Genomic DNA, 18,232 nt, shown 5'->3' with positions numbered 1-18,232 from the left:
TATCTTATATTAAGTCCTTAACGATACTTTTAAATACTAACGGTTTCACTAAATCACAATATCTGCTATACTTAAAGAGGATTAATTCAAAATTACAGAAAGGATTTTATAAAAAATAATAAATTTTATGAAAAAAAACGATAACCCGGATTTTACATTTAATAAAGAAGCTGAAATCAAAAAAAATAAAAATTATATAGAATATGAAAAAAAAATAGATATTCAAAATGTTTACTGGGGGACACAAACTCAAAAAAGTCTTGATAATTTTAGAATAGGCAGTGAAAAAATGCCTGTTGAATTTATAAAAGCATATTCACACATCAAAAAAGCAGCTGCAATTGCAAATTTCAAGCTGGGTTTAATTGATAAGTTTAAATGTAAATGTATATCTGATGTATGTGATGATATCGCATCAGGAAAACTTAATGATAATTTTCCTCTTTCAGTATGGCAAACAGGCAGCGGAACCCAGACAAATATGAATCTTAATGAAGTGATATCAATAATTGTAAATTCAAAGGAAGGCAAAAATATACTCCATCCGAATGATGATGTAAATAAATCTCAAAGTTCAAATGATACTTTCCCTACTGCAATGCATATAGCAGCAGTACTTGAAATCGAAGACCATCTTATATTAAAGCTTGAGCATCTTATAAAAACATTCAAAAAACTTGAAAAGGAAAATGCCGGAATTATAAAATCAGGTCGAACACATCTGCAAGATGCTACACCTATTTTATTTTCACAGGAAATAAGCGGATGGAGGAGCTCTCTGGAAAGAGACAAACAGCTTATAAACTCCAGTCTCAAATATCTTAAAGAAATAGCACTTGGCGGTACGGCAGTAGGTACAGGTGTAAATTCTCCGAAATTTTTTGATAAAATTGTAGCACAGGAACTTTCAAAACTTACCGGAAAGACTTTTGTACCTTCAAAAAATAAATTCCACTCACTCACTTCAAAAGATGAGATTGTATTTACACACTCAGCACTTAAAGCACTTGCATGTGATCTTTTCAAAATAGCAAATGATATACGCTGGCTTTCAAGCGGTCCAAGATGCGGTATTGGAGAGATAACCATACCTGCCAACGAACCCGGAAGCTCAATAATGCCCGGAAAAGTCAATCCTACCCAGTGTGAGGCGGTATGTATGACTTCCATACAAGTTATGGCAAATGATACTGCGGTCGGATTTGCAGCGGCACAGGGCAATTTTGAACTTAATGTATGCATGCCGGTGATTATCTATAATTTTTTACAGTCAGTAAGGCTTTTAACCGATTCAATTGACTCATTTGACAGGAACTGCTGCACGGGAATTAAAGCAAATAAAGAAAAGATGAACTCAAATCTTCACAATTCACTTATGCTTGTAACCTGTTTAAGCCCATATATAGGCTATGATAATGCAGCCACAACTGCAAAAACCGCCTTTAATGAAGGGATTTCACTAAGGGCGGCATGCATAAAGCTAGGTTTTTTAAGCGGTGAAAGATTTGATGAGGTATTTAAACCCGAAGAAATGGTATAAACAAATATTTTATTTTACAACTAAAACAGCTCTTGCCGGAAGGCATACTGCACTTTCTCCGGACTGTTTTAAATATCCGTAATGTTCACATTTATGATCAGGACAGGGGCTGTTTACAAAAGCGGCAGCCCCGTCCTTTACATCTATGTGTATAGTATAATCCATGCTTTGAAAATCATAGGTTTTATTTTTATTAAGGGGTATATCAACCTCTCTTTTTTCAGTTCTGCCGCTTCCGTCATCATATTTATATGTATATGTAAGCTGTGCAGTTGCCGCACTTTTTGCATTTGTTTTTGAATATATAACAAAGGCAAGAGATATACAGGCTATGCACAGTATTACTATTATCTCATTTTTTTTAAATTTCATTTAATCAAATCTTTTAACCCTCTTTATTAAATATCCATTATTTAAACTGTAAATCTAATTACTGTCATAATCATTGGAATCACCGTCATCATTGGAATTCCCGTCATCAAAATCATCAAAATCAAGAATTTCAAAGTCAGAATCGACATCATCAGCATTTTTAGTAGCGACGTTTTGTATAGACGGTTCTTTATTTACAAGTTTTCTTGCGGAATTTTCAATATCCGAAATCATATCTTTTTTCAAAAATTTATGATTTATATTATTTCTTGCAAAAAAACGTTTAAGTGCAGCATCTTCTTTATTAAATGATTTTATAACACGGCTTCCTGCTACGCTGCATGTAATTACAAAAAGTGATGCAAGCGTAACTGCCCACCCCATCCTAAGTCCCTCAGGCTCATATACCATATCTATGGTATGTTCACCTTGAGCAAGATTTAAAGAAATAAAAGCATTATATCCTTTTCTGGCAGACTGCAGCTTTCCGTCAACATGTATTTTCCACCCGCTGTCATAAGGAATTGATGTCATCATAACACCGGCTTGCGGTGCATTAATACTGCCTGTTACACGTCTTGAAGTATATCTGACAATTGTCATAGGATTTTGTGAAAATATATTGTAAATTTCCCTAAGAGCATTATAATTAAACCTGTATACAATTGCATCCATAACTTTATCGGTTTCATCAGTGCTTAATGTTACATCAACACCTGCTTCACAGTTACCAAGCTCAATCAGATAACCCCTGTTTACATCATTAAATTCCCTGGGTTCTCCCGTATCTGAGGTCTTTACCTCAACATCTTTTATATTTTTATTATTAATATATACATAATAGATACCTTTAATGTCCGGTGTAAAAGTATATGTATTCCCGGCAATCTCGCCGTCAACCCTATCAAGCACAGGAGGAACCTGAAGTACCTCAGATATATCATTTTGAACATCCGCAGGGTTTGGAGCATCTAAAAGCCAGTTTTCTTCAAAATTATCAGGCAGCATATATCCAAGAGGAAGCACAAAGGGATTTTCATACAGATATGTTGTGCCCGATATTGATATATACCTTAACTCCGGATTTGAAGGCTGCAGCTGGTACATAGCATATTTTATTGAAAGAAGGCTGTCAACAAGAGGTGTTGCGCCGTTAATTGAATATGCATTTGTAGAAGCTTCACAGCCCATACTTTTTAAAAAATCAGTTAAATCCGCATTTGCCGTTGATGAAAATATTGAAGCAGAATGGAAATTAAGCCATGCCCCGTCATTTTTTGTTTTTCTTGCAGTTTTATCAAAACGGTAAAAGTCTTTATCCTCAGCCTTAATTTCCTTAACAAGATTTTTTATATCGGCATTGTCATCTGTATATGCACTCCTGCTTGTAGTTGCTACACTTGTAATAACCGTATTAACAGCCGCCTCAATTGAAACTATTGTAAAAGCGGCAAATAAAATTATATTCGGATTTACAAACCCCTGCTTTGAAAGATATATAATAAGTGCATACAGTGCTGTAAAAATCATCGCCCCGTAGTATACCATAAAATGGAAATTTTCCTCCTCAGGTACCAGCTTCTGACACAGCAATATAAATGCCATACTCATAAGAAAGGCTCTGCCTACCTGTTTTAATGTATTTGCTCCAAGCTTATCATAAACCCTGTAAGACATAAATAGTACAAGGAATATATATATAAAGCTCTGCCTTGCAGGAAGCGAATTCGGAAAATGCAGTCCGTGCCACATATAGTCAAGAACATTTATTGAAAAGCCTGCAAGCATAAAAACTGAGGCGGTTATATACACTGCCTTTTCCTTTAGTTTAATTTCTGCATTATTTAAATACAAAAACATAAACATGATTACTGCCACACCGCAGTATATGTTAGGCCAATGGTCAAGCCCTATCTCTATTTCAACATTTCCCATATGCCTCGCAAACATATCAAATATTGAAAAATATGAGTTAAATACATCTGGAAAATCAAACTCACCTGAGGCTGTATGCCGTAGAGCATAAATCTCAGGAAGCAGTATTGCTGCCGACATACCTCCCGCACATATTGAATATATGCCAAAACTCAGTGCAGACCTTATAAAATCGGATATACTCTGTTTTCCCTTTAAAATAAGCAGCATTATATAGTAAATTATCATAAACATACATATCATTATTGATATATAATAATTTGAACATATACATATACCTAGACTTATTACATATAAAAGCCCGCTTTTTTTGTTGACTATATTTTCAAGCCCAAGACATACCATAGGAAATAAAACTATACAGTCAAGCCACATTATATTCCAGTTATATGCCGCCATATAACCTGAAAGTGCATAAAATATACCGAAAAATACTATTCCAAATCCCGGATTTTTGCTGTGTTTTTTTAAATAATAGGAAAAGCTTAAGCCGCATAATCCTATTTTAAATATTATCATACCTGTAACAAATTCAATTATACTGTTTTCAGGGCACAGCACAACAAGCCAGTTTAAAGGACTTGCAAGATAATATGCATATAAAGCCGGGAAATTTACACCCATGCCTACATCCCAGCTGTATAAAAGACTCTGACCGGTGGTAAGCTTATATCTGAACTCAGAAAAGAACGGTACATACTGATGGTACATATCCGTCCTCATAAAACTGTTTTCACCGAAAGGAAAGATTTTTCTCTGTATAAGAATTATAAGCATTATAACAACAGGAATGACAAAGGACAGTATAAGTCCATGTGTATCATCAAACCATAATACATTACTATTTTTTTTAGAATGATGTTTTATATTTATTGAGCTATCATTATACATTGTTAATAATCCCTTGCCAATTTTTTAATCCTGGCTCTTTTTATTGAAAATAAAGACTTTGCTTAAAATATAATTAAGTATTATAACTATACACATTAAAACAGCCTTTACAAACCAATCATTTATACCAAGTTTCTCTGCAAATATAAACGTTCCGAGCCATGTAAACGCAAGCGTTGCAAGCCTTGAAGATACAAATGAGATAAATTCCTTTAAAACAAATCCTGCTTTAAAGTTCATACTTTCAAAAACAAAAATTTTATTTGTAATAAATGCAAGCAGTACTGCCACACACCATGACAGTGAACTTCTGGTTGAAGCCGAAAGTCCTGTCGGTTCAAGCTTAAGATATGTAATCCAGTCGGCTATCGTAGTTAATACTCCAAAAATAAGGTACATAACTGTTTCTCTATTTGTAAACTTCTTTATTAAATCCCATACCTTATCAACAATTTTTTTAATCATTTTGCAATTAAATCCTCTGTGCCCTTTGAATATTTAATACTATAATCATCAAGTATAAAAAAGCCATATGCATCAGGTATTGAATCAAGCAGTTCAATACCCTTTTCTGCACCAAGTGAAAAACATGTAGTGCTTAATGCATCTGCATCAATAGAATTTTTACATACTATACTCACGCCTAAAACTCCGTTATCATATGGATATCCGTCAGCAGGATTTAATATATGATGATAATTTTTGCCGTTATATGTAAAATACCTTTCATATACACCTGAAGTAACCACGGAAATGTCATTTACAACAATTGTTTCAAAAACACTTTCAGAAAAGGGTCTTTGAAGACCTATAACAAAATCCGAACCGTTCGGTTTCCTGCCTATACATAATACATTGCCGCCAAGATTTATTATGGCACTCTTTACTCCCCTTTCAACCAAATATTCCTTAATTCTGTCAGCTATATATCCCTTGGCAATAGCTCCTAAATCAATACTTGTATCAGGATCTTTAAATGTAACGGTATCCTGATTTACTTCAACATTTTCATAACCTACTTTACCAAGTGCTTCAGACAGTTTTCCCTCATCAGGCAAACTTGGTTTTTCTGCCTTAAAATCCCAAAGTTTTTTAACCGGTTCTATAGTTATATCAAAAGCCCCGCCGCTGAGCTTTGAATAATACAGTCCTCTGTCTATAACATAGGCGAGTTCACTGTCAACCTTTACGGTCTGTGTAGTGCGATGATTAAGCTTATACAACTCACTTTCCGGAAATGTCGCTGAAAATATATTTTCATATTTTGAACAAAGTGCAAGTGCTCCGTCTAAAATCTCCTGATTATCTGAATCGTAAAGCATAACAGTAATTGCCGTATCAAGTGCAAATTCACTGCCTACAAGAGGTTCATTACCTTTTTTACCGGATTTTTTTACATTTTTACCGGATTCAGATCTGTCCGTACCGCTCCCGGCATTTGTTGACACACCCTCAGAAATATTGTTTCCTTTTTTCCCTCCATTAAAGAAAAGTGCTGCAGCGAATATTATAATAATAAGTGCTGCAGCGGCAATAACACCTCCATTTTTAATACTTCCGCTGTTATTATTTTTTTCCTTCATAGTTATCCCTAATTTAATTTACGTCAGTAAAAAACCCATAATGAGTATTATACATCATCAATTGAATAATTAGGAGCCTCCTTAGTAATATGTATATCATGCGGATGACTTTCCTTCAATGCAGCCGAGGTAATTTTTATAAGTCTCGCCTCTCTTTGAAGTGTAGGAATGTTTTTAGCTCCGCAGTATCCCATACCTGAACGTACTCCGCCTAAAAGCTGATATACGGTATCTTCAATACTTCCTTTATATGAAACTCTGCCTTCGACTCCTTCAGGCACAAGTTTTTTTGCTTCCGACTGAAAATATCTGTCTTTACTTCCCTTTTCCATGGCAGACATTGAACCCATACCACGATAAACCTTATACTTTCTTCCCTGATAAAGCTCATAATCTCCCGGAGATTCATCACAGCCTGCAAAAAGCGAACCTATCATACATACATTACCACCTACTGCAAGCGCCTTTGTTATATCACCCGAATATTTTATGCCTCCGTCTGCAATTATAGGTATATTATATTCTCTTGCAGCATCAAAACACTCCATAAGTGCACTTATCTGAGGTACACCGATTCCGGCAACAACTCTTGTTGTGCATATTGAACCCGGTCCTATACCTACCTTTATGCAGTCCGCACCCGCATCTATAAGTGCTCTTGTACCCTCAGCAGTCGCAACATTACCTGCAATAAGCTGAAGCCCTGGAAACTTTCTTTTTATATCTCTTACACATTTTATAACATTTGCAGAATGACCATGTGCCGAATCCACTACTACGACATCAACCTTTACCTCAACAAGGGCGGCACATCTTTCAAGCACATCAGATGTTATCCCAAGTGCCGCTCCACATAAAAGCCTGCCCTGAGCATCCTTTGCCGAATTTGGATATTTAATCTGCTTTTCTATATCCTTTATAGTAATAAGACCCTTAAGTTCACCCTTTTCATTTACTATCGGAAGCTTTTCAACCTTTGCCTTTGCAAGTATTCTTTTAGCCTCCTCCATAGTGGTTCCCTCAAGTGCGGTAACAAGATTGGACTTTGTCATACAGTCGGCAATTCTCTTGCCGGGATTTTCCTCAAACTTTAAATCTCTGTTTGTTATAATACCGACAAGTTTTTTCTCTATGGTTATAGGAACCCCTGATATACGATATTTACTCATAAGCTCATTGGCATCTTTAAGTGTATTGTCCGGTGCCAATGAAAAAGGATCTGTTATAACACCATTTTCAGAACGTTTAACCTTATCAACTTCATCAGCCTGATCTTCAATTGACATATTTTTATGTATTATCCCTATACCCCCCTGCCTTGACATAGCTATTGCCATCCTATGCTCCGTAACTGTATCCATGCCTGCACTCATAAGCGGTATATTGAGTCTTAACTGTCTTGTAAGATCGGTAGACAGATCTATCTGATTGCCTATAACCTCTGAATAAGCGGGCTGTAATAATACATCATCAAATGTAATACCTTCGCCAATAATGACTGCCATTATTAATCCTCCTGAAAAATAAAAAATATAATGACTGCATATGTTTTTAAAAATCATGCCGTCTATTAAAAACACAGATTTTACGACAGGATATAAAACTCTATGCAAAAACTGCTCCATATAGTACGATATGAGTAAGATATGCAATGCGGCTTCCTGTCGCAATACATACCTTACTCATATCCCCTAGATAGTTTCAACATTCATATATTAACAAATGACAACTCTTATGTCAATAATATAGTTATGTCCAAGACATTCAATATTTAACTTAGTCTATATATTAAAAAAAGCTCCTTACTGAAATTAGAAATAAAATTGAAATATCAAAAATAAATCAACCTTTTTTCAGAAAGGAGCTGTGTGTTTATTATACTATACATTATATTACTTATACTTTATCCGCTTATTATAAATGCCGTAATATTTCTATAAAACAACGCCTTTGTACCGGAAACTAAAAGCATCAGACGGCATAATTATTTACCTTTATCTCTGTAATCAAACCAGGTCTGCTGATTTGACATAATAAAGAACTTTGTGTTTTCATCCGTTTCTTTTATAAGCTTTATCATATAGTCCTCAGGTATCCTTATGCAGCCTGCCGAACCTGTATCCTTGTCGGACTTCATGCAGTGTATGAAGATGGCTGAGCCTTTGTACGGAACACCTTCTTTATTGTAGTCAAGTGCAATTCCATAATTATAATATGGTGCCTCATTGAGCATATCTTCAGCTGAACTCCAGTCCTTAGCTGTAGTATAGCTGTTTACAAGCTTATTGTAATATTTGCTCTTAGAATCATCAACCCAGTAATCACCTGTTTCAAGTTTGTGGTACTTCATATTGCTTCCCGGATCGTCCTTTATACCAAACGCCATAATAGGTGAGAAAAACCCTTCAGGAGTTTTCATATCCCCTTCTTTTTTCTCGGCAGAAATACCTTTTTCACCGCATACACCGTTTACTGCCCAATTTTTCTGCCATACTCCGTCGCTGTTAAGTGTATAATCATTCAGAGTAACTTTTGATTTGTCATTGGTATGTCCGGCAATTACAATAATATGCTTTACATTTTGATAAGTCGCACCCTTTTTTTCCTTGGTCGGAGCCTGTACTGTACCCTTTGTCGCTTTTTCTTTTTTAGCAACGGTCTCTTTCGGAGAAGTCGGCTTAGGTTCTCTGTACACGCTTGACTTTGTCTCACCGTTAGGACTTACCTTTGTTTCAGCCGCATGTGAAATACCGCTTATACCAAGGCACAATCCAAGAACGAGACAGTTTGCAATAACTGTTTTAATATGTCTTGACATTCTTCTTTTAAAAGAACTTCCGGCACCTGATCTGTTTTTAACTAATCCACATTTAATAACCCCTTTACTCAGCATACATTTTCCTCCCTTTATGAATGCTACAGGCTACATCCCTCCAAAAGCAGCATGCCTTTATAAACATGCAGATAAAATATAAACTAATTTTATAACAGCGTATTTTTAGGATATACCCTGCAAAATTATAGATTTTTATGAAGAGATTAATAAAACCTCAACAGGAAATTTATTAATCCACTCCTCCTACAATGAATTTGCTTTATACTCTTAGAATATGGCGAGCATGCCCTAACTTAAACAGTTAAACCTCACTTCCATACTTTGAGTGATTTCATTGTACCACATTTTTAAATTCTTCTCAAGTGATTTTATATTATTTTTTGAAAAATTATTAAAAAAATTGTCATATCTGGAAATAAAGATTATATATAAATTTAAATCTAAGGAAAATCCCCCCTGCTCTACATATGTAAAACTGCATTTTGTACAGCAATACTATGACGTAGGTTTCAAAAGTATTTGACACCTATTGATACAGGATTGCTACAGCTTCGCTTCTCGCAATCCCTACATACTATATTATAAATGACAATATCTCTATAATATATATTATAAAAAACCGACAGGTATATGCATTTTAAAATACATAGCTCTGTCGGTTTAAATATTTTTATTGATAATATGATTATATATATTATTTACTACATATAATTAAAAATTACAGTTTCAATATATCAGTTGATTACATCATTCCGCCCATACCGGCTCCCGGCGGCATAGCAGGTGCATCTTCCTTGATATTTGCAACAACCGACTCGGTTGTAAGAAGTGTACTTGCTACTGAAGTAGCGTTCTGGAGTGCTGAACGTGTAACCTTTGCCGGATCAAGTATTCCTGCCTTAATCATATCAACATATTCTTCTTTATAAGCATCAAATCCTACTCCTTTTTTGGACTCTTTAACCTTGCTTACAACTACACTGCCCTCAAGTCCGGCATTTTCAACTATGCGATAAAGCGGTGATTCAAGTGCTTTAAGCACAATCCTTGCACCGGTTTTCTCATCTCCTTCAAGAGTACCAATGAGTTTTTCAACTTCCTTGCTTGCATGTATATAAGCAGAGCCGCCTCCGGCTATTATACCTTCCTCAACTGCCGCTCTTGTAGCATTAAGAGCATCCTCCATACGAAGTTTTGCTTCTTTCATCTCAGTTTCTGTCGCAGCACCTACTCTTATAACTGCAACTCCGCCTGAAAGCTTTGCAAGTCTTTCCTGAAGCTTTTCCTTATCAAAATCAGAAGTAGTTTCTTCTATCTGTGCTTTAATCTGCGCAACTCTTGAATCAATATCGGCTTTCTTTCCTTCACCGTCTACAATTATAGTATTTTCCTTTGAAACCTTAACTGATTTTGCTCTTCCAAGCTTATCAATTGTAACTTCCTTAAGATCAAGACCAAGCTCTTCACTTATAACCTCTCCACCGGTTAATATAGCGATATCTTTAAGCATTTCTTTTCTTCTGTCGCCATAACCGGGTGCCTTTACTGCAACTACATTGAAGGTTCCTCTCAGCTTATTTACAATAAGTGTTGTAAGTGCTTCACCTTCTACATCTTCTGCAATTATAAGGAGCTTTGCACCTGTTTTTACAATTTCTTCAAGTATAGGCAGAATTTCCTGTATATTCGCAATCTTCTTATCTGTTATAAGCACATAGGGATTGTCAAGGACCGCTTCCATCTTTTCCATATCAGTACACATATATGCCGACACATATCCTCTGTCAAACTGCATACCTTCTACCAAATCGAGATCGGTTTTCATTGTTTTTGACTCTTCAATAGTGATTACACCATTGCTTGTAACCTTATCCATAGCATCGGCAACAAGCTGTCCAACCTCATCATCTCCAGCAGATATTGCCGCAACTCTTGCTATCTGTTCATTTCCCTTAATAGGCTCGCTCATAGCTGCAATTGCTTCAACAGCCTTGTTGCATGCCTTTTTCATTCCTTTTCTTATAATTATAGCATTTGCACCTGCTGCAATATTTTTCATTCCTTCATTTATCATTGACTGTGCAAGTACAGTAGCAGTAGTTGTACCGTCGCCTGCAACATCATTAGTTTTAGTAGCAACCTCTTTTACAAGCTGTGCACCCATATTTTCAAAAGCATCTTCAAGTTCGATCTCTTTTGCAATTGTAACACCGTCATTTGTAATAAGAGGTGCACCATAACTTTTATCCAGTACCACATTTCTTCCCTTTGGTCCAAGCGTAACTCTTACAGTATCGGCAAGCTGATTTACACCCGCTTCAAGGGCTTTTCTTGCCTCAACTCCATGTTTAATCTCTTTTGCCATTTATATTTTCCTCCATAACTATTGTCAGTATTTATATTATCTATATATCATATAATGCATCCATACCGCAGCGACTAAATATTAAAATACTATTTATAAAATAATATTTATGTATCATTTATAAAAATAAGAGCGATCCGGCAATCCGGACTGCATACGCCTGCCTGTAAAAAGCATTTATTACACAATTCATTTAAACATTTATAATAAATATACCCAAATTACTATTTAATAACTGCAAGTATGTCGTTTTGCTTTACAACTAAATAGGTCTCTCCGTCTATTTCTACCTCAGTTCCCGAATACTTTGAGTAAATAACTTTATCCTTCTCTTTTACCTGCATCTTAACTTCCTTGCCGTCGATTACTCCTCCTGGACCTACTGCAACCACTTCACCTTGTGAGGGCTTTTCCTTTGCCTGTCCCGGAAGGACAATTCCTGACTTTGTTGTTTCTTCAGCAAGAAGCTGTTTTAAAACCACCCTGTCAAATAATGGTACTAGTTTCATTATAAATAACCTCCTTAAATATGTTAAACGTTTTATTATCTAAAACTATTATCTAAAACCCGAGTATGTTATATCATTAATTGTTAGCACTGTCAAGCTTTGAGTGCTAATTATTTTGTGAATTCTTTGTGGACATATAAAACAGATACTGAATAATGATTTTTAATTATAAACTGCCTAAAGTATCCCTGTATTTATGTAACCCTGCTGAATTCTTCATACAGTGCATTATGAATTTCCAGTGCCCTTTCTTTATCAAGTTTTAATTTCTCTCTGTCGTAGGTTAAAATACCGTTTACTTCCTTTTGTATATCACTTAACTGAGTATATACCGCCGCACTTAAACCGTTCTTTATATTCGATATTATTTCCTCCTTAAATAACCTTATATAGTTATCTGTAAGTTCAGCACCTGACTCATAATACCGATATCCATATATTTCCTCATTAAATATATGGTCTTTGACCGGACAGGCATAGCCTCCACATTCGCTTAATACAGTTACACGGTCTTTCTGAGGCTTTTTTATTAACAGTTTCCTGAAATAATTATGTATGCTGTACATATCCCCTCCGCCCTGATCAAACCATCCGCAGGCTTCATTTATAAATCTCGTTTTATCAAGCTTTTTTATAAACTCGCAGGCTTTTCCTGCATCAAACTGCCCCCAGCCTTCATTAAACGGAACCCAAGCAGCTATACATGTAAAATTATAAAGGTGCCTGATCATTCCTCTCAGTTCCTTATAATATAATTTTCTGCCGGCACGGCTTCTTCTTTTAAACAATGTATAAAAGTTATCCTTTATATTTCTTACAAGATTCCCGAATATATTAGGCATATATGAAACAAAATACATATTGTAGTCTCCGCCTCCATTCGGCATATCCTGCCATACAATCATTCCAAGCCTGTCGCAGTGGTAATAAAATCTTTCAGACTCAATCTTAACATGTTTTCTTATAGTGTTATAGCCAAGTGATTTAATACTCTGTATATCACTTATAAAAGCATTATCCGAAGGCGGTGTCATAAGACTTTCAGGCCAATATCCCTGATCCAGCACGCCATTAAAGAAATAAGGTTTATTGTTAAGGAAAAAACGCAGTATGCCTTTACCGTCATTTTGTATATCAAATTTTCTCATACCGAAATACGATCTTACAATATCGTCTCCAAGCCTTACTGAAACATCATAAAGATATGGATTTTCAGGAGACCACGGTTTAAAATCTCCCAAATCAATTTCTATATCTTCACCGGGCTTTCCGCCTTTTGAGGCCTTTTTTATCCCCTTATCATAGATCTCAATCGACAGCTCATCTATAACTTCAGTATTGTATGTATCATCTTTTTTTGAATTTTTTCGAGGTTCATTTTTTGCCTGAATATTTCCGTATATATTAAAGCCGTTTTCAACATGAAATACCGCCTTTTTCCCGGCAAAGCCTCTTTCTACCCTAATTACAACCTTTTTATTATCGTAATCCGGTGTTATTTTGAGTTCCCTTACATAAACACTTTCTACACTTTCAAGCCACACACTTTGCCATATACCGCTTTGTGGTGTATAAAAAATAGAAGCAAGCCTGCCTGTTGTCTTAAGCCTTTGTTTTCCTCTGGCATACGGGAGTTTTTCAGTCCTGTCTGCAACTGTAAGAGTTATTATATTTTCACCGTCCTTAAGCTCATTTGTTATATCAAATGAAAATGGCAGATATCCTCCTTTATGCACCCCCTCATAGACTCCGTTTACATAAACTCTGCATTCCTGGTCCACCGCACCAAAATGAAGCAGTATACCTCTTTTTTTAAAACCCTCAGGTATAGTAAATACTTTCTTATAATGCAGGTATTCATAAGGCTGTAAAATCCTTTTTACACCTGAAAGATATGTTTCGGGAGAAAAAGGAACCAATATCTCACCATCGTATATATCCACTTTTTCTCTCCTGCTTATAGCATATTCCCACACACCGTTTAAGCTTATATATTCGCCTCTCACCATCGAAGGGCGTGGATATTCGCTTAAAACATTATTAATATCCGTTTCTTTTCCCCATTTGCTTATCAACTTTATCACTTCCTGGATTTAAAATTCATTTATATTAATACGGTCTTAAATTACAGCAAAAACGGCTCATAAAATTACGAGCCGCCTTAATTTACAATCTATTTTCTGATTTCAAGTTTTTCAATTAATGTACGATATCCTTCAATGTCTTTGTTCTTAAGATACTGGAGAAGTCCTCTTCTCTTACCTACCATTTTAAGAAGACCTCTCCTTGAGTGATGGTCCTTTTTATTTTCCTTAAGATGCTCGGTAAGTTCTTGAATCCTTGCAGTAAGTATTGCAATCTGAACCTCAGGAGAACCTGTATCTCCCTCTTTTCTCGCATACTTGCTTATAATTTCTGTTTTCTTTTCTTTTGTAATCATTTTTACTCCTTATTATTATATGATGTGGGTGTCAAAAGATAATAAATTCTTTTGCAAACAAGCTTGCATCGAATTTTTATACTTTTGACAAGTGTATCATTATATTAAATACTCACCATGAACAAAGTAACGGACGGAGAATCCTCATACTTAGCACAGGCGTCTATTACGCATAGAAATATAACATATAGACAATGCTATGTCAATATATATAAGTCTTACATATAGGATTATTACTCTTTTTCAAAATGCTGATAATCCTTAGGTTCATTAAAATCTCCTCCCCACTTGAAACCATACTTTGTAAATATCTGATATGCCTTATCATCATGGTTTATCATATGTGGCTGCCCTGAACTTCTTTCAACATAGGCATCTGCATTTGAATGAGACCATCTGGGACTTCCGCTTGAATATGAAACATAAGGATTTTGCTGCGGATTTAAGTCAATTGCACGTCCATATGCATGTAGTGAAAGATTTTTACTGCCAACTTTCCTACGGTAGCAGAAAGCCGAAGTATTATTTACATCAATTGACTGCCAGTCAGAAGACATAGGATTTCCTGTCCAGTAATCATCAACAAGGTGCATGGAATTTATCTGATATTTTGCATCAAAAAGTTCCTTAAAAATATTAAGCACATCTTCGACTATATCTTTATTTACAATCATTTCACCCACCTGAACTTTACCTTCAAAATTGTAATGTATTACCTTTATGTATTTAAGTGATGAAAGAGGTATCTCAGTATTTTCCTGAAAAGACTTGCCTGCAATTCTCTTATATACATATCCGCCATGTTCTATATCCATTGACATAAAATATTTTCCCGGATTGTTATAATCTACATTGGTATCTGTAAGAACTGTACCGGCAGCTATACTTGTAAGATTTTCAAGCTGTTTATTCGGATCCACATAAAACGGAGGGTCATAATCATCATTATTTTGCCCCGTATTTTGGGACGGAGCGGCTTCAGTTTTAACAGCTGCCTCTGATGTTTTATTAGATGTATCCGTTTTTTTTGTTTCTGTTTTTGCAGAAGACGTGCCGCTTTTTGATAAACCGCCTAAGGCTGTACCCGAAAGTCCGGCAGAATCCTGTTTTTGTCCTCCCTGTCTTATATCACCTGATTTACTCGCTATATTTGGAAGTTTGCCCAAGTCCTGACCGGCGGCGGACTTTGTGCTTCCATTTGTACTCTTTGAGATCCCGGCTCCTATGCCTGCCAGCCCTTTCAAGTCGGAACCCGAGCTTTTTTTTGAAGCTGCCTGTGATCCCGCTTCCGAAGGATTTAAAACCTGCCGGCTTTTTGTTGTCTGGTCTTCCGGCTTAGAGTCTTCTGTACTTTGTTCAGAATTATCGCTTTCATCCGACTGTTTTGTGCCTTCTTCAGCGTTTGAATTTTCCTCCCTCATTTTTTTTGCATCGCTCTTTGAAGCTACACTGTCGGTGGCTACATCGTCGGTGGCTACATCTGACAGCCTTTTCTTTAAATCACTATTTTCTCTCGAAAGACTCCCAACCCTTGCAAACAATACAAGACAAGTGATAAATAGTATGGCACATGCCACACTCAGTATAATTATTGTTCTTCTTTCATCTGCTTTGGCTCTGCTCCTTCCCGGAGTTTTGGAACCATTGTCAAAATAAACCTTCAATATAAACTACCTCGTTTTTTAATAATGACATCTGCTCTACAGCACATATTATATACCGATAAAACATTATTTACAAGAAAATTTACCATCTTAAATCAACAGACAATTGCCGGAATAAAAATAACAAGTAATAATCACCTAAATAAGCAATACATACAATGCAAAATTAAGCAACAAAATTATTATCTCTCCCACGCATAAAAGACTTTTGTATTTTGGAAAATATACCGGTCCCCTGCAGACTTTCTATTATTTCACGTTGAGGAAAATCAATTAAATTCGCACCGGTATTTTCATAGAGCATTATTTTTCCGTTATTTCCAAAAAAATCATGTCCCGGAATAATGCCATTTTTCATAAATGCTATCCAATCATTTTGCATGATTTCCATCTGCTGTAAATTTTCCGATGTAACTTTATAATCCATATCCTGAATAGTTCCAAAAATAAACGGAAGTTCAGCACAATGATATGAACCTCGCAATCCATTCCATGCATTCGGAATAAAATTCATACGATAACCGTAGCACGGAGCTTTTGCAGAGTACAGCTTTAATTCCCTCAGAGCCGTAACGTGAAAAGGAAGCTCCATCATTTTAAATTGAATTTCTGTCAGACTCTTATACTGTTTACGCAGCTCTTTTGCAAGACGTACTCCCTCAGATCCATACTCTCTTAAGCATTTTCCCTTGAAATTTTCTTCTTCAGTTATTATCCCCAATCCTTTATACCATGATTTATTGTCAATCATTTTAAGCTCATCTCCTGTAGTTCCAAGCATAACCGGTTTTGATGAAAATCCGCCTTTTTCCATTATATGTCTTGCATCATCTTTAATAAAAATTCCATCTATAACCGGAGTTGACAACAGCTCAAGAGGCATTTTTAAACGGATAAGTTTTTTCCATGAAAGCATAAGCAGTTCTTTCGGTTCTGACATGCGGTTTTGCTTTAAAAACGAATCTGCAATATTTTCTGCATATTCCAATGTCATACATTCATTCACTCCTGCAGAGCATACTATTAATTTATCAAAATACTTAGAACTTTCCTCACTCATCATATGCATAGAGGCAGAAAGCCCCCCGGCAGATTGTCCCATTAATGTAATATTTTCCGCATCACCTCCGAAAAAACCAATATTTTTACGTATCCATTTTAATGCACATTGCTGATCAAAAAAACCCCGGTTTACAGAAAGCTTTCCTCCAACCATAACCGGAATAAAACCTGGTTCACACAGCCTATAATTAATTGTTACTACAACCACGCCTTTTGCAGCAAGGTATTTTCCGTTGTAAAGCGGAGTTGTGCCTGAGCCATATGTAAACCCTCCTCCATGAATAAAAACTAAAACGGGCTTTTTATTTTCCGTTCCACTTGTCCAAACATTTAAAATAAAAGCATTTTCATCAGTTTTATCTTTATTTGTCAGAATTTCTTTACGCATCATGGGATTTTTAAGAAATAGATTTAAAATCGGAGGTACATCATTTTGAGGAAATCGCATACCTGTACCGAAATTAACAGGAATTCTCTGATAGATTTCAATCATTTCAGGCATCCCGAAACGCTCGGATTTACCATAAGGAATTCCAAGAAAACTTTGTATATCGACCCCGTTTATATTTTCACTTTTGCATATAAATTCTCCCAAAGCACAATACAAATCCAACAGCTTATAATTCACCTTCATTGCAGCTTTAAATTGACTTACTTTATCCTTTAACTCTGACAACAGATTTTTATACTCACTATCACTTGCAATCGACAGCTCTTTCTTATTCAAAGGTCATGCCTCCTTACTCATAATAATATTTATTATACCAAATTTATCAGTATTTTTCATCAGCCAGTCTTTATAAAATAGTTTTAAGACTGATTTTAGGCACAGGTATGCTTAGTTTAAGGCTCTAAAAACACCTTACCACTTATCTTTATAATAGCTATAAATATTTCTCTTTTTCATAATCTTCCAAAATTGCAATAAAATTAGAAAAGTATCTATATTTTTATAGATATACTTCTTTTAATACTGACGAAACTTCTTGACAGCAAAAGTAGTTTTTATTATACTAATCATACAAATCATACTTA

General features: G+C 35.5%; 13 protein-coding genes. 1 reads left to right on the top strand and 12 read right to left on the bottom strand.

Annotated features, from left to right (window positions below; genetic code table 11):
• Nucleotides 1–127: 127 nt before the first annotated feature.
• Nucleotides 128–1,540, top strand: a complete 1,413-nt coding sequence (locus HMPREF9333_RS03485; RefSeq protein WP_005539832.1) for a class II fumarate hydratase — start codon at nucleotides 128–130, stop codon at nucleotides 1,538–1,540.
• Between the two features lie 9 nt (nucleotides 1,541–1,549).
• Here the strand turns inward: HMPREF9333_RS03485 and HMPREF9333_RS03480 are convergent, their stop codons facing one another.
• The 12 genes from HMPREF9333_RS03480 to HMPREF9333_RS03425 form a co-directional block, all read right to left on the bottom strand.
• Nucleotides 1,550–1,912 carry a NusG domain II-containing protein gene (locus tag HMPREF9333_RS03480; protein ID WP_005539831.1) on the bottom strand — a complete coding sequence of 121 codons (363 nt, stop codon included), beginning with the start codon at nucleotides 1,910–1,912 and terminating at the stop codon, nucleotides 1,550–1,552.
• A 54-nt stretch (nucleotides 1,913–1,966) separates the two neighbouring features.
• On the bottom strand, nucleotides 1,967–4,738 hold the full coding sequence (locus HMPREF9333_RS03475) for a YfhO family protein (protein WP_005539830.1): 2,772 nt from the start codon (nucleotides 4,736–4,738) through the stop codon (nucleotides 1,967–1,969).
• Nucleotides 4,739–4,762: 24 nt separating this feature from the next.
• Entirely contained in the window at nucleotides 4,763–5,203 is a 441-nt protein-coding gene (locus tag HMPREF9333_RS03470; protein ID WP_005539829.1) for a GtrA family protein, read from the bottom strand.
• Nucleotides 5,200–6,321 (bottom strand): FAD:protein FMN transferase, encoded by a 1,122-nt coding sequence (locus HMPREF9333_RS03465; protein ID WP_005539827.1) that lies wholly within the window; start codon nucleotides 6,319–6,321, stop codon nucleotides 5,200–5,202. Before HMPREF9333_RS03465 ends, HMPREF9333_RS03470 begins: the two co-directional genes overlap by 4 nt.
• Before the next feature lie 47 nt (nucleotides 6,322–6,368).
• On the bottom strand, nucleotides 6,369–7,826 hold the full coding sequence (gene guaB / locus HMPREF9333_RS03460) for an IMP dehydrogenase (protein ID WP_005539825.1): 1,458 nt from the start codon (nucleotides 7,824–7,826) through the stop codon (nucleotides 6,369–6,371).
• A gap of 479 nt (nucleotides 7,827–8,305) precedes the next feature.
• Entirely contained in the window at nucleotides 8,306–9,214 is a 909-nt protein-coding gene (locus tag HMPREF9333_RS12155) for a L,D-transpeptidase family protein (protein ID WP_005539823.1), read from the bottom strand.
• A gap of 685 nt (nucleotides 9,215–9,899) precedes the next feature.
• Nucleotides 9,900–11,522, bottom strand: coding sequence for a chaperonin GroEL (gene groL / locus HMPREF9333_RS03450; RefSeq protein ID WP_005539821.1), 1,623 nt, complete (start codon nucleotides 11,520–11,522; stop codon nucleotides 9,900–9,902).
• Nucleotides 11,523–11,746: 224 nt separating this feature from the next.
• Nucleotides 11,747–12,031 carry a co-chaperone GroES gene (locus HMPREF9333_RS03445; RefSeq protein ID WP_005539820.1) on the bottom strand — a complete coding sequence of 95 codons (285 nt, stop codon included), beginning with the start codon at nucleotides 12,029–12,031 and terminating at the stop codon, nucleotides 11,747–11,749.
• Nucleotides 12,032–12,225: 194 nt separating this feature from the next.
• Nucleotides 12,226–14,115: a glycoside hydrolase family 2 protein gene (locus tag HMPREF9333_RS03440; RefSeq protein ID WP_050798096.1), complete on the bottom strand. Its 1,890-nt coding sequence runs from the start codon at nucleotides 14,113–14,115 to the stop codon at nucleotides 12,226–12,228.
• An 89-nt stretch (nucleotides 14,116–14,204) separates the two neighbouring features.
• Nucleotides 14,205–14,471 (bottom strand): 30S ribosomal protein S15, encoded by a 267-nt coding sequence (gene rpsO / locus HMPREF9333_RS03435; RefSeq protein ID WP_005539818.1) that lies wholly within the window; start codon nucleotides 14,469–14,471, stop codon nucleotides 14,205–14,207.
• A 233-nt stretch (nucleotides 14,472–14,704) separates the two neighbouring features.
• Nucleotides 14,705–16,135, bottom strand: coding sequence for a M15 family metallopeptidase (locus HMPREF9333_RS12150; RefSeq protein WP_050798095.1), 1,431 nt, complete (start codon nucleotides 16,133–16,135; stop codon nucleotides 14,705–14,707).
• Nucleotides 16,136–16,301: 166 nt separating this feature from the next.
• Nucleotides 16,302–17,924 (bottom strand): carboxylesterase family protein, encoded by a 1,623-nt coding sequence (locus tag HMPREF9333_RS03425; protein ID WP_040882139.1) that lies wholly within the window; start codon nucleotides 17,922–17,924, stop codon nucleotides 16,302–16,304.
• Nucleotides 17,925–18,232: the final 308 nt, after the last annotated feature.

The sequence above is a fragment of the Johnsonella ignava ATCC 51276 genome, assembly GCF_000235445.1.
Classification (GTDB): Bacteria; Bacillota; Clostridia; order Lachnospirales; family Lachnospiraceae; genus Johnsonella; species Johnsonella ignava.
Note: the sequence above shows the minus strand (reverse complement) of the source record. Positions and strands in the feature narration are given on the sequence as shown.